The sequence below is a fragment of the Variovorax sp. EBFNA2 genome, assembly GCF_033802765.1.
In the GTDB taxonomy this organism is placed as follows: Bacteria; Pseudomonadota; Gammaproteobacteria; order Burkholderiales; family Burkholderiaceae_C; genus Variovorax; species Variovorax paradoxus_H.
Genome location: NZ_CP138496.1, coordinates 5521160 through 5541553, shown reverse-complemented (window position 1 = coordinate 5541553; position 20394 = coordinate 5521160). Strand labels below are relative to the sequence as shown.

At 60.1% G+C, this 20394-nt stretch carries 21 protein-coding genes; 15 read left to right on the top strand and 6 right to left on the bottom strand.

All coding sequences use genetic code 11. The features are described from left to right. The first annotated feature begins 69 nt into the window (after positions 1 to 69). The 3 genes from RZE79_RS26090 to RZE79_RS26080 all read left to right on the top strand — a co-directional run bounded on the left by RZE79_RS26090 (position 70) and on the right by RZE79_RS26080 (position 4846). Positions 70 to 1899, top strand: coding sequence for an ATP-binding cassette domain-containing protein (locus RZE79_RS26090; protein ID WP_319357453.1), 1830 nt, complete (start codon positions 70 to 72; stop codon positions 1897 to 1899). Positions 1900 to 1982: 83 nt separating this feature from the next. Further along, positions 1983 to 3278, top strand: coding sequence for an HlyD family type I secretion periplasmic adaptor subunit (locus RZE79_RS26085; RefSeq protein WP_319361299.1), 1296 nt, complete (start codon positions 1983 to 1985; stop codon positions 3276 to 3278). After that, entirely contained in the window at positions 3275 to 4846 is a 1572-nt protein-coding gene (locus RZE79_RS26080) for a TolC family protein (protein WP_319357452.1), read from the top strand. The genes RZE79_RS26085 and RZE79_RS26080 overlap by 4 nt, the downstream gene beginning before the upstream one ends. Positions 4847 to 6435: 1589 nt before the next feature. Here the strand turns inward: RZE79_RS26080 and RZE79_RS26075 are convergent. Further along, a complete protein-coding gene (locus tag RZE79_RS26075) occupies positions 6436 to 7935 on the bottom strand; it encodes a YfjI family protein (protein WP_319357451.1) in 1500 nt (499 codons plus the stop codon). Positions 7936 to 8356: 421 nt separating this feature from the next. Between RZE79_RS26075 and RZE79_RS26070 the strand changes: the two genes are divergently transcribed. The 9 genes from RZE79_RS26070 to RZE79_RS26030 all read left to right on the top strand — a co-directional run bounded on the left by RZE79_RS26070 (position 8357) and on the right by RZE79_RS26030 (position 12851). Continuing rightward, positions 8357 to 9064 (top strand): YqaJ viral recombinase family protein, encoded by a 708-nt coding sequence (locus RZE79_RS26070; RefSeq protein ID WP_319357450.1) that lies wholly within the window; start codon positions 8357 to 8359, stop codon positions 9062 to 9064. Position 9065: 1 nt separating this feature from the next. Then, on the top strand, positions 9066 to 9605 hold the full coding sequence (locus RZE79_RS26065) for a hypothetical protein (RefSeq protein WP_319357449.1): 540 nt from the start codon (positions 9066 to 9068) through the stop codon (positions 9603 to 9605). After that, the gene (locus RZE79_RS26060) at positions 9602 to 9913 is read left to right on the top strand and encodes a hypothetical protein (protein ID WP_319357448.1); all 312 of its coding nucleotides are present in this window, start codon (positions 9602 to 9604) and stop codon (positions 9911 to 9913) included. The genes RZE79_RS26065 and RZE79_RS26060 overlap by 4 nt, the downstream gene beginning before the upstream one ends. Before the next feature lie 14 nt (positions 9914 to 9927). Continuing rightward, entirely contained in the window at positions 9928 to 10188 is a 261-nt protein-coding gene (locus RZE79_RS26055; RefSeq protein ID WP_319357447.1) for a hypothetical protein, read from the top strand. Continuing rightward, positions 10169 to 10429, top strand: coding sequence for a hypothetical protein (locus RZE79_RS26050; protein WP_319357446.1), 261 nt, complete (start codon positions 10169 to 10171; stop codon positions 10427 to 10429). The genes RZE79_RS26055 and RZE79_RS26050 overlap by 20 nt, the downstream gene beginning before the upstream one ends. 220 nt (positions 10430 to 10649) lie before the next feature. Continuing rightward, a complete protein-coding gene (locus RZE79_RS26045; RefSeq protein WP_319357445.1) occupies positions 10650 to 11435 on the top strand; it encodes a hypothetical protein in 786 nt (261 codons plus the stop codon). Continuing rightward, positions 11432 to 11656, top strand: coding sequence for a hypothetical protein (locus RZE79_RS26040; RefSeq protein WP_319357444.1), 225 nt, complete (start codon positions 11432 to 11434; stop codon positions 11654 to 11656). The genes RZE79_RS26045 and RZE79_RS26040 overlap by 4 nt, the downstream gene beginning before the upstream one ends. Next, the gene (locus RZE79_RS26035) at positions 11640 to 11939 is read left to right on the top strand and encodes a hypothetical protein (RefSeq protein ID WP_319357443.1); all 300 of its coding nucleotides are present in this window, start codon (positions 11640 to 11642) and stop codon (positions 11937 to 11939) included. Before RZE79_RS26040 ends, RZE79_RS26035 begins: the two co-directional genes overlap by 17 nt. A 255-nt stretch (positions 11940 to 12194) precedes the next feature. Then, the gene (locus RZE79_RS26030; RefSeq protein WP_319357442.1) at positions 12195 to 12851 is read left to right on the top strand and encodes a hypothetical protein; all 657 of its coding nucleotides are present in this window, start codon (positions 12195 to 12197) and stop codon (positions 12849 to 12851) included. Here RZE79_RS26030 and RZE79_RS26025 read toward each other — a convergent pair. Then, positions 12848 to 13237 (bottom strand): helix-turn-helix transcriptional regulator, encoded by a 390-nt coding sequence (locus RZE79_RS26025; protein WP_319357441.1) that lies wholly within the window; start codon positions 13235 to 13237, stop codon positions 12848 to 12850. The two genes, RZE79_RS26030 and RZE79_RS26025, sit on opposite strands and share 4 nt — an antisense overlap. A gap of 215 nt (positions 13238 to 13452) precedes the next feature. Between RZE79_RS26025 and RZE79_RS26020 the strand changes: the two genes are divergently transcribed. The 3 genes from RZE79_RS26020 (at position 13453) to RZE79_RS26010 (ending at position 15360) form a co-directional block, all read left to right on the top strand. Beyond that, a complete protein-coding gene (locus RZE79_RS26020) occupies positions 13453 to 13827 on the top strand; it encodes a hypothetical protein (RefSeq protein WP_319357440.1) in 375 nt (124 codons plus the stop codon). A 69-nt stretch (positions 13828 to 13896) separates the two neighbouring features. Then, positions 13897 to 14307, top strand: coding sequence for a hypothetical protein (locus RZE79_RS26015; protein ID WP_319357439.1), 411 nt, complete (start codon positions 13897 to 13899; stop codon positions 14305 to 14307). Positions 14308 to 14376: 69 nt separating this feature from the next. Next, on the top strand, positions 14377 to 15360 hold the full coding sequence (locus tag RZE79_RS26010) for a hypothetical protein (protein ID WP_319357438.1): 984 nt from the start codon (positions 14377 to 14379) through the stop codon (positions 15358 to 15360). Positions 15361 to 15869: 509 nt separating this feature from the next. Here RZE79_RS26010 and RZE79_RS26005 read toward each other — a convergent pair. The 4 genes from RZE79_RS26005 to RZE79_RS25990 are packed head-to-tail and all read right to left on the bottom strand — an operon-like array spanning position 15870 to position 20387. Beyond that, positions 15870 to 17285 carry a sigma 54-interacting transcriptional regulator gene (locus RZE79_RS26005; protein ID WP_319357437.1) on the bottom strand — a complete coding sequence of 472 codons (1416 nt, stop codon included), beginning with the start codon at positions 17283 to 17285 and terminating at the stop codon, positions 15870 to 15872. Positions 17286 to 17303: 18 nt separating this feature from the next. Then, complete coding sequence (locus RZE79_RS26000) at positions 17304 to 19424, bottom strand: TadG family pilus assembly protein (protein ID WP_319357436.1); 2121 nt, start codon at positions 19422 to 19424, stop codon at positions 17304 to 17306. 13 nt (positions 19425 to 19437) lie between these two features. Next, on the bottom strand, positions 19438 to 19908 hold the full coding sequence (locus tag RZE79_RS25995) for a TadE/TadG family type IV pilus assembly protein (RefSeq protein ID WP_319357435.1): 471 nt from the start codon (positions 19906 to 19908) through the stop codon (positions 19438 to 19440). A gap of 5 nt (positions 19909 to 19913) precedes the next feature. Beyond that, the gene (locus tag RZE79_RS25990) at positions 19914 to 20387 is read right to left on the bottom strand and encodes a TadE/TadG family type IV pilus assembly protein (RefSeq protein ID WP_319357434.1); all 474 of its coding nucleotides are present in this window, start codon (positions 20385 to 20387) and stop codon (positions 19914 to 19916) included. Positions 20388 to 20394: the final 7 nt, after the last annotated feature.

Here is a 20394-nt window from a genome sequence, read left to right as displayed (position 1 = left end):
GCCTTGTAACGATCGGGTAACAGTTGATAATGGGGCCGGCGTCGTTGCCCGACGGATCGGTGTTTCTCCATGATCAAGTTCCTCTTGCCCAGCCAGCTGGTTGCCGACAGGCCGGACGCTCCCGGCGCCAGTCCGTATGCCGGTGCGTTGAACGATGCGTTCCGCTCGGCCTACCCGCTCGTGAAGAGCGCGGCGTGGCTGTCCCTGCCCATCAGCCTGTTCGGGCTGCTGCCTTCGATCTTCCTGCTCCAGGTGTATGACCGCGTGCTCTCGCGCAGCGGCGTGTCCACGCTCGCCGCGCTGGTGTGCGGCATTCTGTTTTTCCTGTGCATCGAGTTCTGGCTGCGCACGCGGCGCTCGCGCCTGCTGCGCAACGCGGGCGCCACCGTCGACCACGGCGTGTCGGGCGCGCTGCTGCATTCCATGCTCGGGCGCCCGCTGCGCGCGCTCGAGGCGCGACCGGCTTCGTCTTGGCAGCTGTTCTTTCGCGACGTGGGCTCCGTGCGCGGCACCGTCACCGGCGGGCTCGCGCAGTCGATCTTCGATTTGCCGATGGCGATCTTTGCGCTGATCGTGATCGGCATCGTCGCGCTGCCGGTGCTGCCCGTGGTGGTGGCCTTCCTGGCCATCATGGCGTTCCTGGCTTGGTGGTGGGCCGACGAAGTGCGCGCCGGCCGCGTCGAAGAAGTGCTGCGCGGGCGCGGCCTGGACCGCATCACCTCCGAGATCTGCCATGCGCGCGAGACGCTCAAGGCGCAGTCGAACGACGGCCCGACCATCGAGGTTTGGCAGCAGACCTACAACGCCTGGCTCAGCGAGAGCTTCGGCAAGAACGGCCAGATCGAAACCGCGCGCGACGGCACCACCGTGCTGCTCACTGTGTTCTCGGTGATCGTCGTCACCGTCGGCGCCATCGCCGTCATGCAGCAGTGGATGACGGTGGGCGGCCTCGTCGCCTCCAACATGCTCGCGCTGAAGGCGCTGCAGCCGGTGGCCGGACTCGTATCGAACTGGCGCGCACTGGCCACCGCCAAGGAAGCCGCCAAGCGCCTGGAGACCGTGCTCGGCGAGCCGGTCGAGAAGGCGCCCACCGGCATGGCGCTGCCGCAGCCGCTGGGCCGCGTCACGCTGAAGGATGTGAGCTTCAGCTTCACCGAAGACGCGCCGCAGCCCGTGCTCGAAAACGTCGACCTCGACATCGGCCCCGGCGGCCTGCATGTGATCGTCGGGCGCAACGGCGCGGGCAAGTCGACGCTCGTGAAGCTGCTGTCGGGCCTGTACACGCCCACGCACGGCGTGGTGAGCATCGGCGAGTACGACCTGTCGCAGTTCGGCCGCGAAGAGCTGTCGCGCTGGATCAGCTACCTCTCGCAAGAGGTGTATTGGTTCGGCGGCCCGCTGGTCGACACCATGCGCCGCGGCGCGCCGGGCCAGAGCGACGAGCAGATCGTCGCGGCCTGCAAGCTCTCGGGCGCGCACGACTTCATCTCGCGCCTGCCCGACGGCTACCGCACCGTGGTGGGCGAGGGCGGCACCGGCTTCTCGGTGGGCGAGCGGCGCAAGCTCGCGCTGGCCATGAGCTTCCTGCGCAAGCCTTCGGTGCTGGTGCTCGACGAGCCCAGCAACGACCTCGATTTTCAAAGCGAGCGCAACCTGCTCGCGACCATGCTCGCGGTGGCCAAGGTGCGCACCGTGGTCGTGGTCACGCATTCGCTGCGCATCGTGTCGGCGGCCACGGCCGTGTATCACGTCACCGGCCAGGGCAACGTGGAGATCGGCTCGGCCGCCGTCATGGTGCCCAAGCTCTTCGGCGTGAAGAAGCCGCTGGTGGCGCTGGGCGACAGCGAGGACGGCAGCAGCAATGCCGGCGTCCCCACCGCGTCGCGCTCGATGGCGTGAGCGACTTGCGTGCTTGATTGATCGATTGACCGACTGACAGACAGAGACAGGGGTACGGGATTTTGAAACCAGACTTGCCGCAGGTGCTTCAGGGCGAGAGCGAGAAACAGGCGGCGCAGACCACGCCGCAAGGCCGGCGGCGCCAGTGGATCATCGGCGGCGCGGTCGCGGTGCTGGCGGTGGTGGGCCTCGGCTTTCCGATGGAAACCGTCGTCGTCGCGCCGGGCCGCGTGATCCCCTCCGACCGCGTCAAGTCGATCCAGCACTTGGAAGGCGGCATCGTCAGCAACGTGCTCGTGAAAGACGGCGACAAGGTCAAGCAGGGCCAGTCGCTGGTCGAGATCGACCTGGGCGGCAGTGGCCTGAACTTCGAAGAACTCACCGCGCGTTATGCCGCCACGCAGGCCACGCGCGTGCGCCTCATTGCCGAGAGCCGCGGCCAGCCGCTCAAGCGCGATTCGTTCGATGCCGAGATCGACGAAGCCGTGCTCGAAGGCGAGGTCGGTGCCTACCAGGCGCGCGCGCTCGAACAGCGTGGCGTCATGGCCGGTGCCGTGTCCGCACTGGAACAGGCGCGCAGCAAGCAGCTCGAGCAGCAAGCCAAGGCCAAGGGCCTGGCCGATCGGCTCGAGCTGATGCAGAAAGAGCAGGAGATTTCGGAGCAGCTGCTCAGCGAAAAACTCGTCGGCCAGGTCGAGGTGCTCGAGAAGCGCCGCCAGGCCGAAGGCGTGCGCAGCGAACTCGCCGTCGCGCGCCAGGGCATCATCTCGGCGCAGGCCGCCATCACCGAAGCGCAGGCCAAGATGGCCGAGGCCGAAGGCCGCTACCGCCGCCGCGCATCGGACGAACTCGCCACCGTCGAACGCCAGTTCGCCAGCCTGAGCGAAGACCTTGCACGCGCCCGCACGCAGCGCTCGCGCACCGTCGTCAAGGCGCCGGCCGACGGCATCGTGAAGGGCCTGCGCAGCTCCAGCGCCGGCTGGGTCGTGAAGCCCGGCGAATCCATCCTGGAAGTGGTGCCCGACGAAGACGAGATCATGGTCGAGGCGCGCCTCAACCCGAACGACCGCGGCTTTGTGGAAGTGGACCAGCTGGCGCGCGTGAAGATCACCGCCTACGACTACCTGCGCTACGGCGCCGTCGACGGCAAGGTCAAGCTCGTGGCGGCCGATGCCGACCGCGACGCTGCCATTGCCAACGGCGCGCCGTACTACCGGCTGCTCATCAGCATGTCGCAGTCGCATGTGGGGCGGCCGGAAAACCGCGTCACCGCCGGCATGGAAGCCGAAGTCGATCTGCGCGTGGGCACCGATCCGTTCATCTGGTACATCCTGCGGCCTGTGCTCAAACTGCGGCGCGAAGCCTTCCGCGAACCATGAGCAAGCCCGTGTTGCCGGGCCGGCGCGCGCGCATCGCCCCGGGCGTGCTCTGCGCGACTCTGTGCGTCAGCATGGCGCTGCCGCCCACCGCCTATGCCCAAGCCTCCGAACCCGAGGGGCCGCCCGCGTCGCTCGCACTGTCGCGCCGCCTGTCGCCGCCGTCCCTGGGCGCCGCCACTTACGCGCAGCGCGTGAAGCAGGCGCTCATTGCGCTGTCGCAGGAATACCCCGAGGTGCTGACCGCGCAGGCGGCCGCCAACACCAGCAGCTTCGGTGTCGATGCGGCCCGCATGGCGCGCTACCCGCGCTTCAAGGTCGGCACGTCGTCGGGCACCTACAACAGCGGCGCCGAGCGGGCGAAGAGCGAGAACTACACCGTGCTCACCGCCGAAGCGCGTGTGAGCCTGATCGACGGCGGCGCCATGAGCGCCGCGCAGCGCGCCGCCGAATTCGGCAACCAGGCCGACGACGAAGCCGTCACCACCACGTCGCAGAAAGTGGTGCTCGATGCGCTGACCGCCTACCTGCAGGTGCAGCGCTTTGACCTGAAAAAGCAGATCGCACACCGCGCCACCGAAGTCGTGGCTGAATTGTCGAAGGCCGAGGCGCGCCGCGTGGCGCTCGGCGTGAGCGGCGACAACGACCTCAACATGGCCGCGTCGCGCCGTGCCCTTGTCGCTGCGCGCGAGTCCGACTTCGAGGCCCAGCGCGACGAAGCCATCGCCAAGTTCCGCAACTACTTCAAGTTCTCGCCCAATCCCGCCTCGCTGCCCGTGCTCGCCGCACCGTCGCACTGGCGCATCGGCTCGCAGGAAGAAGCGCTGCGCCGCGCCGAAGCGCGCAGCACCGAACTGGCCGAAGCCCAGGGCCGCGTTGCACGTGCGCGTGCATTGGTCGACCAGACCGAAGCCAGCATGTTCCCCACGCTCGACGCCGTCGTCGTGAAGAGCAAAGACCCGCGCGGCGTGTCGCCGCAAGACCCGACGCGCGCGGCCTTTGAATTGAACTGGAACTTCGGCAACGGCTTCGACCGCCAGCTCAAGCTCAAGGGCGCCCTGGCCGAAGTCGCGAACCAGGAAGCCAAGATGGAGGGCGTGAAGCTCAACCTGATGGAACTCACCGCGTCGTCATGGTCGCGCACCATGGCCGGCCGCGAACGCGAGCGCCAGTTGATGGAAGCCGTTAGCACCTCGGGCCAGGCCTTCCGCGGCCGCCGTCGCCTCATGGAGTTCGGTCGCGAGACCCTGCCCCAGGTGCTCGATGCGCAGCTCGACTACTACACGCTGCTGTTCGATTACATCGACGGCGTGTTCGATTTGCGCATTTCGGAACTGCGCCTGGCGCGCACCACCGGTGAGCTGCGCGTCGACCCGCTGGGCGCCAACAACTGGATCGACCGCATCTTCGGCCCGCCCAGCCGCAACGTCCTGACCGAGGATGGTTTGCTGGGCGCGCTGTGCATTTCGAGCAACACGACCTGCGCGAGCGAGCCGCTGGTCGACCGCGCGCCGGGTGCGTCGATTGCGAACCCGCCGCTGCGCAGGGCAACGCGCCTGGCGGCAAATTAGTTCGATACTGGCTGCAAAAGCAGTCCCGGAAGACTGATTGAGTCAGGTGATTGCTCTGGTGCGGGCTGCGGCTGCCCTAAAAAACCCAAGTTAAGCTGGCGGCCATAAACATCAAACGTCGCCTAAAGGTAAGCAATATCCCCGCGGTTGCGACTGGTTCTCAGAGCTCAATCCACCCTCGCTGTCCGCCGAGGGAATGGGTGTGTGGGCCCCCATATTGTTAGCAATAGGCGTAAGGCCCGCTGTACACGGAACACCAGCAATGTTGAAATCAGAGATTTCGATACTCTAGATTTCATCTGAATAGGGTCAGATAGATTGCAGAGTGCCCCCCAACTTGAAGAATCTTTGTTGCGCGGAATTTGAATATCAAGGCAATTTCCGCGCTACTTCAGGGGTGCCCCTCACGCACTAGACGGGCGAGATGCGGTGTGAGCAAGGCCTGGCTAGACAGTTGGCTCCAGAGCACCATCATCGATCGTGCTGATTGATAATTCCGGCCGGGTGTGGGTGGAAGAAGTAAGCTGCGTCAGCAATTCTGCCGCTCGCGGACTCTCTGAATCTCTATAGTCCTCGTGAATGCCGATCATCGCTGCGTCGCAGGTGGGTAGCCTAGATTTCCATTGTGGTTTTGTTGAAAATGAAAGTAGTTTTTCACATCAATTCTGAACAAAGGGTTGAAGTGTTTGCTCATTAGAGCATGCAATTTAAGTGCGATTCCGTGGCCCCACTCACGTCGGCGCACAGCCACGCTCGAGACACTCAATAGAGTGGGTTGAAAGATCGTGACGATAATAATCTTGTATGTGTAGTCATATCTCGGCAAACTGAAAGAAAGGAGATGCATAGACATCTGGCGGGGTATGCCGCCCATAATTGATTTATGCAATGGGCATTTGTGAAAAAAAGCCGGTAAATATCACTTGAACGTTAATATTGTTCTCTATATTTTCGAGGGGCTGCCTTCTTTGATGTCGAACTTGGGTTGAAAAAATAGAAAAGAGATCGGGCAAAGATCTTCGACTGAACATGGCATGGCAGCTCTGACGGAGTCCGAGCAGTTGATGTCACCTTGAATTGAGGCTGTGAAGAGTTGATTGCTGCCGAGGATTGAGATGACCACGAGATGGAAGGTCAGTGCTAATAATTTCACCCTTCAGGATTGTTTTTTCGAGTTTGTTTCGAAAAACCTCGCTCATGAGGAATGTGGCTAGCTTGCTGCATAGCTCCTCGAGCAATATTGAAAGGCGGTTTTGAAAGGACGCGCTGTGAAACTTTCAAAATTTCTTGGTGCAGGGCGTTGGCATGAAGCTCTCAGTCTTTCCGACGCCATAGGGAATGGCCCCCTGCGCGGCACTGAGCAAGAGTCCCTGCATAAATCTCAGCCTTAACGGAAAATTTCCAGAGCTGAGGCCAGGCAGGTGAGCGGCTTCACTCGTCTAAGTTCGAGGGGATTCCCCTCTTTCTTCCGTCCTCCGAGTCGGTTGAGCGCTCACTCTCGGGAAGGGTTTTCACTCAGAATCTAGTCAATCCTGAGATCTTACAGGTGGCGATTCTGGCGATTTTCGCCAAGATCGCCACCACATAAGCTAAAGAAGAGGTTGCTGTTGAGGATCGTGGACCGGCATAAGGACGATCCACTCCTCTCCTGAGGGCACCGGATACTCCAGCCTGACCTTTCCCACATGTTCAAGGTAGTCCAACGCTGGCTGCCACACATTGCTTCTGCGTAGGAAGTGAGGAGTGGCATTTTTTGCAATCAATCTCTTGGGAACAATGGATGCAAAAGAGTTCCAAATTGCTTTTTTATTTAACCAATGCAAAAGTAGTTCGGCGTTCTTTTCGATTGGGGCAATTTCCCTTCGACCGAAGTAGAAATAATGCTCCACGAGATACCATTGGCACACGTCGATGGCGCACATGACGCTTTCTCTTGTGATTTTTTGAGGAGCGATGGGATGGTTGAAGCACTCAAAGATAGCGGCCACTCGAGCGATGTTTTCCGAGATTTTGGAAGCCATTGCTCTAATACTTTCCAACGGACCACCTCGGATCATGAAGTTTTCAATCAGGGTTGAGTATTCATTCCAGACTTTCACCGCTTCAGCACTGAAACGCATCGGGAGAATTGGTTCGGAAAGAGGTCTTGAGTATGAAATGTTGAGCATTTTTTCAACCTCAGCCTCAAAAACTTCGAGCCCTCCGTAGACTGACTCGTATCCCGACGGTGGCTTACGTGTGCCAATCTTTGACTGGGGAAACGAAAACAACGAACGAGCCAGAAGTCCGCTTTCTTCCCAGATGTTATTTTCCTTTTTTAAGGCGCGAAGGAAAATCTCGGGCTGCAACATCAGGTGCACTGTCAAGCGAGGATTGTCGATGGTAAAACTCTCCGAGCTAGTTCTCTCGACGCTCAACGCTTTTCCATTCCAACTATTATTTAGGTTGCCAACATTTGCAGTTGTAAATGACGCAAGTGCACTTGCGCCTTCATCGGAAATAATGCTGGTTGTTGGTTGATATTTGTCGAAAAAACGAAGAAATGCCGCGGAGGTCGTATTGTCGATTTGAAGTTTCAATCCTTTTGGCTCTACAGGCTCTGATCCGAGAATTTTTTCTTGATCGTAGCGAAGCGCTTCCAAATTTTCTGTTTGTTCATCACGCAGACATCGGTCAATCTTTTTCTCAAGGACTCGCTTCTGTTGATTCCAAAAATGAAGATCTGCCTTGTATTTTTTAATCTTCTCCTGAAATTCCAAATCAAATCTTCTTTGAAACTCCCTGACGGGCTTCATGAGCAAGGCGTCAGTTGCGGTTTTTCTCTCTCCTGATGCTGCCAGAGTAAAGAAGTAGAGAGATAGAGGGGAAATTTGCCCAGAAGGATGGATGACAGTTCGCCTTGCTTGGCACGCAATCGAAAGAACCGACAGGATAGAGCTCGTTATCAAGGCTATTGGGCTTTGAATTCTTTCCGAGACTTCGTTGATGGTGCCCTGAATTACATGGTGATATTTATCGGTGGGCGGGTGTTCTGCATGTGCTTCTCTGTTGTTTAGTTTTTGAAGCAGGTCGGCTGAAAAATTACTCATGGGTTCGGGCAAAGAAAAAGTACTGAGGGATGTGAGGCAAGGTTCGTTGAGATTTTTTATCTTCCGTTCGGACTGCGTCGAGATTTGAATGAATGCTGAATGGCGCGGTTAAGGGGGACGCTTGGTGCCATGGTTGGATTGCAAAAAATCTCAGCCCCATATGACAGAGCTGACAACCAAGCATCCGTCTTCATCGTCGCACCTTTGGACGAGAACCCTGCAGCTTGGGCATGTAGGCGTCAGGCCGCATGGGTCGGGTCTTTGGATTCGACGAAGGCGGGCATCGATACCGCTTGACGCTATTTGATCTTCGACCTTCCTCCCTCCCACCCCCAGTCCCAGCCTCCCAAAGCCCCGCCTCTCCATCGAGAGGGCGGGGCTTTTTGTTGGATGGGCGGTTTGAACCTTCAGAAAGAAATCGATGAACTCAACTCCCCGAAGCACTCAGCGTTCGCCGAGCACTCGTGTGCGCTCGCGCGCCCCTGCATTGCGCCTGGTCCCATCCACCTGTTCGCAGGCTCCGATATCCGAGCGGTGGCCGAGCGCGGGCGAAGCCGGGATTGGCAGTCTCGACGCCGCCGCAGCCGTAGGCCGCGATCCCTTCAAGTCTGCCGTGCGGCTGTGGATGGAAAAGACCGAGCGCCACGACCTGCTGCAGCCCGTCGATCCTTCCCTCATCCAGTCCGCAGCTACCGCTGCTTATTGGAGCCGGCTGCTCGAGCCCATCGTGGCGGCGCACTACGCGCTGCGCACGGGACACCAGGTGAAGCGCACCCGCGCCTTGCTGCAGCACCCGCAGAACCCCTGGATGCTGGCTGAGCCCGGCCACGAAATCGTCGGAGCCCCCGATGTTCAGCTGCTGGAGTGCCGATGCGTCGGCATGGATGAAGCTGAGCTCTGGGGCGCAGGCCTTCCCGACTGCGTGCGGATCCAGATGCTGCACAGGCTGGCCGTGGCAGACGCCCAGGCCCTCGATGTCGTGGCGTTGATCTGCGGCCAGGACCTGCGGATCCACCGGGTCGAGCGCGACGAGGTCGAGATCTGCCGCCTCATCGATGCCGAGCGCGAGTTCTGGCACTGCGTGCAAACCGACTGCGCGCCGCTGGCGGGCGATCGGGAGGCGGTCTGAGATGGGAAGCATCGTCTACAGGGCCACCAAGGACCAGGCTGTTCATGACGAACTGCACGGCGTCGCAGCTTTTGCTGCGGTGCTCGCCCATCGCGCGATCGGCAACCGGCTGTGGTTCCTGGCGCAGAACCGCTCGGGCGAGCACGCCGGGCGGATCTGGATCGGCCTGACCCTCATCGATTGCAGGAAGGGCGAGGCAGCCGTCAAGAGCATGGACGAAAGCTGCGGGCCGTACTACTTCGACTGCCCGCTGGCCTTCCTGGATCGTGCCAGTCCTCCGACTGGACCTTACGCAGGCCCATGGCGCGAGAAGGTGCGCGAGTTCCATGCGAACCGGGCCGCCAAACGAGCAGTCATCCGCCCGGGTCTGCGCGTCTCCTACGGCGAATGGACCTATGTGCTGCGCCGCAGCCTGGGCCGCCGGGGCTGGGACGTCGCGCGCGAGAGCGACGGCCTGATCTGCCGCCTGAAATCCCGACAGCTCGGCAAGGCAACGGTGCTGCCGTCCCAAGACAAACATCCACAAGAGAAACATCCATGAAAACCAGAGTCCGGCGGCACATCACAGTGCCGCCCCATACCCGTGACCCCTTCGCGCAAGACATGTTCAAGTGGTCGGCTGACTTCGAGGTTCCCTCGATCGGCGACGACGTGATCATCCGCATCAACGGCATCGGCCGCGCCAAGGTGGTGGGCTACGCCTCGCAAGCCGGCTACCTGGGCGTGATGACGGTGCCATACAGCCCGCCCGATTGGTGGATTCGCCAGAACGGACCACCCAGTGCCGACAACGCGGCGCTGGCGTTCGGCGCGGAGATCTCGCGCATCGATGCCGGGGAGGGCGCATGAGTGGCCCGCCGCCCATGCCCCGAACAGTGGTGGTCTTCAGCATCGAGCTTGCCGTCTTCGATGAGGAGGCGCTCGCCGGTGCTGCCAGGGTGCGTGCACGCGAGGATGGCCTGGACGATGAGGTGTGGGCGTCGATGCGCTCGGGCATCTCGGATGACCTGGTCATGCTGCTGGATCCGGGCCTCATTGCCGATGCGGGCTTCGAGATCCTTCAGTCGACATGCGAGGTGTGCGAAGTGAATGAGGGGTGCCAGCATGCCGTCGACCAACGTTGAATTCGTCACCGAACTGATGGAGTTCAGCGCCCATGGCGCACTCATCCAAGCGTTCGTGATGCAGGCGCTGGAGCAGTACGCCAAGCGAGTGGCTGAAGCGGATCCCGCGGCATTGGACACCCCCATGGTCAGCGGCCGTGCCTGGCATGGCTGTGCTGTGGAAGTGCGGGACAAGCTGGCCAGAAGGCTGGGTCGCGACGACCCGATCCCGCCTGCCACTTCGCTCACGCAAAGACGCTGACCCTCGGCGTTAGCGGACTCGCTGCAACTGCGTACAGGCGCCCTGCCTGTGCATCGGACCTCCCGGTCCGCCCTCATTCCCTACGCACGCACCCACCACGCCCCGGCCTCTCTGGCCTGGAGCGTGGTGGAGGTGCGCGCGTGGGTCTGGCTCGCCCTTTGGGGCCGGCACTTCATGGCGTCGCCGTCAACGGCTGCGCTCACAACATAGAGGATCAACTTTGTTTATTCCGATCATGGCGGAGGCACACGCTCGCCCGCAATCAACACCGCCGTCCCGGGAACGGCTGAATCACTCTCCTGCGGCTTCCACCAAGCAGGACACCTGCACCTATCACCTGGTGCGCGTCAGCCGCAACCGCAAGACCGGCCCGATTCCGGTGACCACCACGAGTGCGAACTCGTGCCCGCCGAGCTGCAGTTTCAAAGGCAATGGCTGCTATGCCGAAAGCGGACCCTTGGCCATCCATTGGCGCGGCGTGTCCGAGGGACGGCGAGGCCACAGCTTCGATGAATTGCTCCAGGAGATCTCCACCTTGCGGCGCCATGCCCTGTGGCGCCACAACCAGGCGGGTGACCTGACGCCCGAAACGCCCGGCGTCATCGACAGTCGCAAGCTCACGAGGCTGGCCATGGCGAACCGGGGGCGTCGTGGATTCACCTACACCCACTATCCGCCCACACCCCAAAACCAGGCGGCGATCCGCCATGCGAACTGGCTGGGCTTCACGGTCAACCTCAGTGCCGAGACCTTGGTCCAGGCCGACGCGTATGCGGATCTGGGCATCGCGCCGGCGGTGGTCGTCCTGCCCCAGGGACTCACCAAGTCCATCCGTACGCCAGCGGGGCGCCAGGTGATCGTCTGTCCCGCCAGCACCGGCAACTCTGATTGCCTGAACTGCGGGATCTGTCAGCAACGCGATCGCGCCGCCATTGTGGGCTTCCCGGCCCACGGCGCAGGCGCCCAGCGCGTGCAGGCGATCTTCTTCAAGGGCAGGCCCTCATGAGAAGCACACCTGACGCGATACCCGCGCAGGGCACCGCCGGCCAGAACGAGATGTTCCCGCTCGATGAGGCGTTTCTTCAGCGGGTGGATCGCGTGATGCTGCAGCGCAAGCAAACCGATCCGTTCCAGCAGGAAGCGGTCTGGCGCGCCACCGAAGAGGAGGCCAGGTTGCGACAACTCCAGTTTCCAGATGAAGAACCTGTCCGTGTCCCTCTACTTTGAATGCGGCATCAGAACGCCGCTCTCCCGATCTCCCTCTTCTCATCTCGACGACACAGACCCCGGCGCCCTCTCAAGGGACCGGGGTTTGGTCCTTGTGGGGCTGGAGATTCACCTCACCAACCAGAAAGAAAGAGATAAGGACATCGCCATGAACATCTGCTACGGGCCGATTGACTACCTGACGGCCTTCGCGTTCGTGCTTGTGACCGGAATCCTCTTGGGCCTCGGGCTGGGATGGAGTTTCTGCAGCTACTTGCGCCGGGACTCTTTTGGGGGCCTTTGAAGAAAACCGGCGAACACCTGGCCAGCAGATCACCAAATCGCCATCGAGTCGGCCAGCTCGATGGCCACGCCCCATTTCCGCGGGGGCTCACAGCGGCTCGCCCCAGCGGATTGAAGGGGCGAGCTGGACAAGGTTTCAACCACATCAAGGAGTGCTCATGCACAAAGAACAGGCCCAGACGCCAAACGTTCTCGAGCGTATTGCCGTCGGCAAGGTCGTCATCGCGGATGGCCCCTTCCAGAGAAAGACAACCACATGGCCCATCTCGAACACCTGTTTGTAAGGGGCATCCGCTTCGACACCGAAGTTCAGTACCTCGCACAGGATGCAAAGGGTCTCGTGTACGAGAACCTGCGCATTCGCAAACCGGCATCGGCCGAAACTTGTGCGCTTGCCAGCGTGATCCAGTGCCTCGCGGTACTGGGGCAGTTGTCTCGTCAGCAAATGAGAGAGGCCCAGCGCCTGGCTCGAAAGGCATTGCAGGGAACTGGCGACGACAGCATGCTGCGCTGTATCGATGCTGCTGGCTTGCCCATCGTCGTCGAATTGCACGCCTCAGATTCCGGCCAAGCGGGCCGCGTCGGGACGACCGCATTGGAGGCGCTGCGCGCGGGTCGAGCATGCCTGGTGCACTTCGAATCCGCCGCCGCCAACCGATGGGCGACAGTGATCGGGGTGGAGTGGGACCGTGCGACCGGCGAGCCCCGGGCGTTGTTGTTGCTGGATGCCGGCGCAGGTGAACCCTGGGCCTGCGCTCACAACGTGCGCATCGAGCTGCAAGCCGAGGCGGGCAGGTCGGTACGCGCGAGCCCGGGGTTCACGCTGAACTGCCGTCACCTCACGGGTGAGGCGTGTGCGGTTCGTCTGCGCAGCTTGATCGTTCTGCGGCGCAACACGTCAGCCGGGGTCTAGCTGCGACGAGTGCTGCGCTTCTTGACCGGGTAGGGTCGGGCGGTGCGCGGGGCCCGCGTTAATGTCACATCGAGATCGCGCTGCTGTGGCAAGTCCGGGTCCATCAGCTCATGGGCGGGGGCGCCGATGGCTTTGGAAATCAGCTCGATGTTGTCGATGGAGATGTTGCGCTGGCCGCGTTCCAGCGTGCCAACGAAGGCTCGGTCCAATCCGGCCTCGGCGGCCATACGCTCCTGCGACATGCCCGCGTGAATGCGCATCAGGCGGATATTGCGGGCAAACACCAGGCGAAGAGAAAGAGGAGCGGCACGAGGCATGCCCTCGATGCTCGAAAAAAGAGGTGTTTGAAACCACGGTGTTTGAAACCCTTTAACATTCAGATGCAAACAACGAAGTCATCGATCGACGCGCGGGATAGGGCACGGCCCTGTCCCGTGGGGTCCGTCTTGATCAAAAAGGAGATTCAAACACGTCTTTATAGGATCCTCGAAAACTGAGTCCGAGTTTCGAGTGGCAGCCGGGTTTGTCCGGCCGCTGGAACAAGTCAGCGTCGCGTACGACGCCTCTGGGCGCAGCGTGCCCTGTTATTCAGAACCCAACCATGAACATCCACTTCCACAAAAATAACCAAACTCGCTTCGTCAAGCACGGCTTCTCGTGGCAGCTCTTCTTCTTCGGACCGATCGCATTCCTGATGCGTGGTCAATGGCCGCTGGCGCTGCTGTGCGCGGTCTTCCTGTACGCGACCTTCTTCGTCGTGGGTCTCGCCATCTTGCTGGTGCTCGACCCCGCCGAAGACTGGGTGGCGCAGACCTGGGCGATCCTCATCGCCTGCGGACTGGTGGGGCATTTCGGCAACAGGATCTCGGCGCGCTCCTATGTGAAGAACGGTTGGATGCCGGTCGATAGCTTTCCGTCTGACTGGAATATCCCGCAGTTGATTGCGATCAAGCCTGCCGACACCAAGCTCGGCTGAGCGGCCTCCGACTAGCGTGGCTGCACTCGGGCGGCCTCGCTTCAGCTCCATCTTTTTTCAAGGCCTCTCATGAAAACCATGCTCGGCGCCGTATTCGCGGTGCTCACAGCGATCGTCTTGACACCGTTGGCGCTTGCCAAAGGCATCGATCCGCTCATCAACCCAGATGCCGTAAGGCACCAGATCGACCGGTCGGCCATGGAGATTCAGATCCAGGGCTGGAGCCGCGACCTCAAGTACCCGGTCTATCCGATCCAGGTCCACGCAGGCAGCAGCGGCGTGTACTACACCACCACCGAGCGCGTGAAGGCTTACAGGGAATTCGATTTCGACGAACTGCGCTGCGAGATCGGCGATGCAGACCGCGCAGTGTTGAAAGCACCGGGATATGCCTGCGCCGACGGCGTGTGTGTGACCAAGGAGGGGGCCGTGCTGGGCACCGATCCACGCCGACCCCGGAATCCGAAGCACCGCTGCTAGGCAAGCCTACAAGCCGGAGCTCAGCTGAGCACCTGGCTCATACCAACCACACATCTATCTTTCTTGATCATGAAATTCATCAAGCCAGGAGCGCTCTTTGCGCTCGGGTTCCTTTGCGCCGCACTGTCAGCCTGCACCGACTCGAACATCACGGCAGTCAAGGAAGCCTCCTTGACGCGAAGCGACTTCACCTTCGGTGAGGCGCTGGACGGCGCCAAGGGCTGCAAGAACACCGCATGGGAGCGTCAGGACGACGCGAATGGTCGGCCTGTGGTGATCTACACCTGTACGGCCGAGGCCTTCGATGACATCGCGCAGGAGGCCAAGAAGAAGGCGTTGGCCGATCTGGACACCGCCAGCGAGGAAAGAGCCAACGTGTACCCAGCGATGATCACTGCGCTCCAGCAAAAGCTGGCGGAGGCCAAGAAATCAAGCGAAGGGCCGTCCGTTGAGAAAAGCCCAAAGCTCCAGGCGGCCGCCAAGGCCTTACAGGACTACGAGGCGCAGGTCGACGAGGTGATGAAGAGTCCCATCAACAACCCCGAGTGGAAAAGGAGGATCCAGTTGGAACTGGCTCGGATGCATCGGCAATATGAAGCTCTGAAGGCCCAGGAAGAACAGGAGGCACCTGCGAGAAGGCAGGAAGCAAACGGGGCTGTTGCGAAGGCTCAAAAAGAACTGGACGATGCAGCCTCGTGGCAGGAGCGATACACCACGGCGGTGAAGACCACCAGAGAAACCGTCGAGAAGGACATCAACGACTACTACGGCCGGGGCCACACGTTCAAGCTGAGAATCCAGTTCGCTGTCAGCAAGAAGTCGCCCATTACTCCCTCGACGATCGAGTGGCTAATGGACGAACGCCCCGTCGTTGCGAGCATCCTGATGCCGTCGTTTCTCTATGACCCGAAGAAGATGGAAGCATCGCTTCGGGATATCTTCAAGGACAAGGTTTCGATCAAGGCTCAGGACAGGTACCAAGAGATCTTCCCGATCGTGTGCTACTACCGGTGGTCCGATCCGACCATCGGATGCTCGGTCAAGGAAAAGTAGTCAATGAGAGGACCTTTGGGGTCCTCTTTTTTTTGTTGTCATAGAGGCGCTCATCGATCTTCGTTGCGGCGCAGAGCACCGAGGGGGCGGAGCCTGTCTAGGTGGCGATGAAGAGAGCCATCAGAACGATGCATTAAGGGTGTTGATGATTTTTGCGTGGACCGTGTCTTACTGATAGTACGAACGGTCATGCAGCAATTTATGGTCGGCGAGAAGGAGCTTGAATCGCCGAAGCAGACGGGACCAATTTGGAGGTTGCCTCCTCTCACGCGGGTGCTCTGCATCGCGAAGTCAGCATGGGCCGGGAATTCGCGAAGGCGATACAGGCGGATATTTTTTTGCTCGATACCGTTTCACTATGAGTAGTGCACCCGTAGTTGCCGAAGCAATTACAGATTGAGGTGCCGACCGAGCCTTTGGTTGCAACCGGACGATGCCACGCAAAGGAAAGCGGGGCGAGCTCCCCTGCCTGGACGGTTAGAGCCTTTGGTACCGTCGAGCCCGAGAGGCTAAGTCTCTTCGGGAATGCCAGGCTCGCCGTCAAGAATCTGGTACTTGCGCATCTTTTCCCAGAGCACCTTGCGGCTGATGCCCAGATGCTGCGCCGTGTCCTGGCGCTTCCAGTCGTTGATCTCGAGCGCCGCGATGATGCGGTTACGCTCACCGCTGTTCCAGCCCTTGCGGTCGCCGTTCGCATCGAGTGCCGCACCGTTGCCGTTGCGGTCGGTGCCCAATGCAGCCGGCGCCGGCGTGCCACGCGTGAGCGCGATCGCACGCTGGATCAGGTTCTGGTCCCAGGCGTGCAACTGCCGCGCGATCACGCCCACGCGCTCCGCGAGGTTCCGCAGCTGCCGCACATTGCCGGGGAAGTAGGTCTCGGCCACCGCATCGCTGAGCCAGTGCGGCGTTTCGCCCAAGGCTTCGAGCTCGTCGCCCAGCACGTTCGTCAGCAGCGCCTTGAAGATCGCGATCTTGTCGATCTCGCCGCGCTCTTCGAGGCTCGGCACATGCAGCTCGATGACGGCGAGCCGGTAGAACAGGTCGGCACGAAACTCGCCACTCGCTACCATCTCGCGCAGGTTGCGGTTCGTCGCCGCCACGAGGCGGAAGTCCACGCGAATCGGCGAGGTGGCTCCCAGCCGCGTGACCGCGTTGTCTTCGAGCACGCGCAGCAGCTTCACCTGCTGATAGCGCGGCAAGTCACCGATCTCGTCGAGGAACAGCGTGCCGCCCGTGGCTTGCTCGAAGTAGCCGCGGTGCGCATGCACGGCACCGGTGAACGAGCCCTTCGTATGGCCGAAGAACAGCGACTCGAACAACCCATCGGGAATCGCGCCGCAGTTCACTGCCACGAACGCGCCCTTGCCGTACTGCTGGTGCCCGATGTGAAGTTGTTGTGCGATGCGCTCCTTGCCGACACCGGTCTCGCCACGCACCAGCACCGGATGGTTGCAGTCGGCAAAGGCACCCACTTCGGCGAGCAGGCCCTTCATTGCATCCGAATGCGCCACCAGCACGTCGGGCGCCTGCGGCGCGACATCGCGCGCACGCAGCTGGCGTACCAGCTTGGCGACCATCGTGCGCAGCTCGGCGCAGGTGAAGTCGTAGGGCAGAACGTGCAGGTACTCGGGCGGATACGTACGCGAATCGCGCTCGCGCGAAGCGGCAGCGACCCAGATCACGGGCATGCCTTGCAGCAGCTCGGTCGCGTGCGGCAACCCACCGCCGTCGATCACGGTGACGCTGATGATCGCAACGGAAGGGCGCAACGCGACACCACGGTCCTGCGAAGGCGGCGGCAGCCCATCAGCCCGGATGACTTCCACGTCGAAGCTCGCCATGCACCGCGCTATGCGGTCGAGGATGTCGGCTTTGCCTTCCCAGACAAAGAGGTCGAGTTCGTCGAAGTTGGAGGGGGAACTCATGCTTGAAGAGAGCGCATATCAGTAAACAAGGGTCGCGCCTTTATCGCAAGAAAGACGTGCCCCAACCTCTGTCTGGGCGAGGTTAATTCCCAGTAATTCGAGTAAATTATTTGTCAGTGGATCTAGAAGCAATTTTACTAGTTCGCCACTTAAAAGTGATTCCAATGAACCAAGAAGGCTGTTGACAAGACTGGAGGTGACTTCAAGCAATGGACCCAAAGGACCGCTTCCGGTGCTGTAATAGGTGTGAAGGTGAATTCCACTCAGGGTGGAGGATAAACTTTCGATTACTGATTTTGCGCTTAATTCTTGATACGAAGGATCTGGTGCTGGCCCGGAGTAAGGTGCGGCATCTATTTCGGGAAGATTTTCGCCGCTGGGGGTTGAATAAGTCAATGGCTTGAAAGAGCTTCCAATGTTTGAATTAATATTCAAGCCGATTCCTGCAATCACTGTTATTTTTGCGGCCGATGGATCTGAGACAAAAACACCAGCATTGTTTCGCCATTTTTCACCGTCACATTTGGCGCCCAGAACCGGTAGAAGCGGGCAGGAATCGTACTTCACTTCGCGATAGCCAATTTCCAAAATACTAATGGGCGCGGCAATTGGTTCAGCGGCTGTAAAAAAATCACTTTCCTCCATGGAGCCCACATTGAGGCGAGTGATACTTGTTTTTGCATCCGCTGTTAGGGATTTTTCGCCACCGCTTGGGCAAGTGAAGCCCGTCACGAGAGCGGACCCATTTCCGGCTTTAATACCAATTCTTATTGGATCCGCAAGCACTTCCGTATAAATAACTTTCATTGGCTGGCATGCTGGGGCGAGAAAATGGCCGCAGCCGAGCAGTTGTGAAAGAATATTTTCAATGCTCGCGACTAGATTTCCTAAATTCAAACTGGTAATGCTTTTGAGAAGATCGGTTATGGCGCCCAACGCTGGACCGACTAATCCTGTGATTTTGGAGATGATGTTATTCAATCCGGAAAGATTGATTGAAATTAATGCCCTGACTTGCGCTGTTTGAACTTGGATATTGTTTGGATCGCTGATCTTGTTAGGATTGATCAAGGCGGGATTGCGTATGGCAGATATCTGTGGTGGCTCGGTGGCTCGTACTTTGACGTTGAAGTTGGCGAGGCCATCAATTTTTATTGGAATTTCAGCCGCGAGCGAGTTTTTTCCGTTTGCAATTTGGATCGCTCCTTGTACTAATTGAAATATTTGCAAATTTGTTTGTAGGCCGGCAGCTTCGGTGCCCGTGGCTATGCTTAGAAACTCTTGAAGTTTTAAGTTGAATGGCGCGGCTTTAACACTAAGCAAGATATCTCCTAGCGCACCGATGGCAATATCAGTTGTTTCTCCTCCTCGTTGCATGGCGTTGATCATGGCTTGGAGAAGCAAGCCTGCATCAATTTCAGTTCCAAGCAATTGATCGTAGCTTAGTAGGCTAAGGTTGGCATCCAATAGTTTTAATTGATCAAAAACAGAAAGCAATTGAACGTCTGCGTCAAGTAGCCCTTGCCATCCTCCCGCGCGAACGGAGAGCTTAGAGCCCAGCATGCTGCCCAAGATCGCGTCCAATAGAACCGACTTCTCACTATTGATTTCAGCCAATGTGCTTCGTATGGTCAATGAAGCTAGGGGCTGCCGTTGGGTGGCAACCGCTTGAACACATATCGTCCGATTGCCTGTAAAGAAAGGAAGCAAAGTAGAAGGCGGGGGCTTGATTCGCACCCGAAATGCGTTCTCTGGCGAGGCAAGGGGAGAAAAATGGTCATCGGTGCCAGCAAAGCAGTCCGTGCTGACTGGCGTGACTTTCGTCGGGTCCCAGTGCCCGCATATTGCTTCTGTAAGAACAATGCCCGCGAAGTTCTTTACTGCGTTTGCGCGAGCGGCTAGCTCTGCAGAGGCGCATGCACTGCTTCCCCCTGGCGGCCCCAGCTTCTGCGCTCCAGCAAGGGCGGCGAGGTCTGCGGTTTTCTGAAGCTCTCGCTTCAGGTAGAACTGGTATCCCAATTCCGCGCCCACAAGCGTGATCACGATCAGGCTTAGCGCGATGGCTGTATTGATGACAATCGACCCGCGCGCGAGCCGTCGCGCGCGGGATCGAATGGGGCGTGTCGGTGTCGTGTTCATGCCGAGAGCCATTTCATGAAGCCTTGAGCGCCACAGTTGCGCGGCTTTGCAACTTGGGCGGAACCCAACTGGTATCGAACAACGACACCAAAGGCAGGATGGGGTTATCCCCGTAGCGATAGGTGACGGTCACGGCGCAACTTGCGTCAGCCGGTGAGCATCCGGTGAGCGAGACGGAGGTCAGGTCCGAGGCGCTGCTTGGGCAGGTGAGCGGTGGCACAAGCGAGCTTGCCAGCGAGTTTGAAACGGCTTGGCACACGCTGGCCAGAGACGGCGGCTGCGGCAGCAACCTGGCCGCCCGAGCCCCATCCTCTGCCGCACGCGAGATGGCTTGCTGCGTATAAAAAACTGCACCGAAGGTCACCAGCCCATACATCGCAATGAACAGCAGCAGGAAGACAAACGCGAATTCGATGGCGGCAATGCCGCGTTGACGCCCGCTTGCAGTGGCGATGCGGCGAGGTCGGACGTGGAGGGTTGTCACGGTTTTCACCTCAGCTCCAGCAACATGCTGGCCCTTCCGGCGATCTGGTCGGGAACGGCGAAGCTCGGCAAAGGTGGCAGCACCGATTGGAGATCGCCGGCCTGCACGACAACCTGGACTTGGCACCGTTGGCTCCAGGAAGGGCCGCAGGCGGACGCGGGGCACAGGTCGACTCCCGCTGCACCCTCCACATGGCAGATGGACACATCCGGGCGTTTCACCCGAGGCATCCAGTCGCTTCGAGCCTCGGCGACACTTGTAGCGCGAGCCACGCGAGCCCCGAGGGTGCTCTGGTACTGAAGCGCAGCCCGCGCCCCATCCTCCGCCGCGTTTTGCAGCCCCAGCCGGAACGCGAACAGCATGCCGTAGCAGATGGCGGCATACAGGACCGTAAAGAAGATCAGGAACACCATAGCGAACTCGATCGCGTACACGCCGCGCTGGGAGCGTGGCGAGCCTGGCGCGCGGATCGCTTGCATGGCGTTC

What these genes read in the sequence shown, in the direction of transcription:
- RZE79_RS26060 (WP_319357448.1), top strand. Translation starts at nt 9,602, where the DNA reads ATGAAAACCAGAGTCCGGCGGCACATCACAGTGCCGCCCCATACCCGT.
- RZE79_RS26090 (WP_319357453.1), top strand. Translation starts at nt 70, where the DNA reads ATGATCAAGTTCCTCTTGCCCAGCCAGCTGGTTGCCGACAGGCCGGAC.
- RZE79_RS26050 (WP_319357446.1), top strand. Translation starts at nt 10,169, where the DNA reads ATGCCGTCGACCAACGTTGAATTCGTCACCGAACTGATGGAGTTCAGC.
- RZE79_RS26065 (WP_319357449.1), top strand. Translation starts at nt 9,066, where the DNA reads ATGGGAAGCATCGTCTACAGGGCCACCAAGGACCAGGCTGTTCATGAC.
- RZE79_RS26070 (WP_319357450.1), top strand. Translation starts at nt 8,357, where the DNA reads ATGAACTCAACTCCCCGAAGCACTCAGCGTTCGCCGAGCACTCGTGTG.
- RZE79_RS26005 (WP_319357437.1), bottom strand. Translation starts at nt 17,285, where the DNA reads ATGAGTTCCCCCTCCAACTTCGACGAACTCGACCTCTTTGTCTGGGAA.
- RZE79_RS26040 (WP_319357444.1), top strand. Translation starts at nt 11,432, where the DNA reads ATGAGAAGCACACCTGACGCGATACCCGCGCAGGGCACCGCCGGCCAG.
- RZE79_RS26030 (WP_319357442.1), top strand. Translation starts at nt 12,195, where the DNA reads ATGGCCCATCTCGAACACCTGTTTGTAAGGGGCATCCGCTTCGACACC.
- RZE79_RS26000 (WP_319357436.1), bottom strand. Translation starts at nt 19,424, where the DNA reads ATGAACACGACACCGACACGCCCCATTCGATCCCGCGCGCGACGGCTC.
- RZE79_RS26080 (WP_319357452.1), top strand. Translation starts at nt 3,275, where the DNA reads ATGAGCAAGCCCGTGTTGCCGGGCCGGCGCGCGCGCATCGCCCCGGGC.
- RZE79_RS26075 (WP_319357451.1), bottom strand. Translation starts at nt 7,935, where the DNA reads ATGAGTAATTTTTCAGCCGACCTGCTTCAAAAACTAAACAACAGAGAA.
- RZE79_RS26015 (WP_319357439.1), top strand. Translation starts at nt 13,897, where the DNA reads ATGAAAACCATGCTCGGCGCCGTATTCGCGGTGCTCACAGCGATCGTC.
- RZE79_RS26020 (WP_319357440.1), top strand. Translation starts at nt 13,453, where the DNA reads ATGAACATCCACTTCCACAAAAATAACCAAACTCGCTTCGTCAAGCAC.
- RZE79_RS26010 (WP_319357438.1), top strand. Translation starts at nt 14,377, where the DNA reads ATGAAATTCATCAAGCCAGGAGCGCTCTTTGCGCTCGGGTTCCTTTGC.
- RZE79_RS25990 (WP_319357434.1), bottom strand. Translation starts at nt 20,387, where the DNA reads ATGCAAGCGATCCGCGCGCCAGGCTCGCCACGCTCCCAGCGCGGCGTG.
- RZE79_RS26055 (WP_319357447.1), top strand. Translation starts at nt 9,928, where the DNA reads ATGCCCCGAACAGTGGTGGTCTTCAGCATCGAGCTTGCCGTCTTCGAT.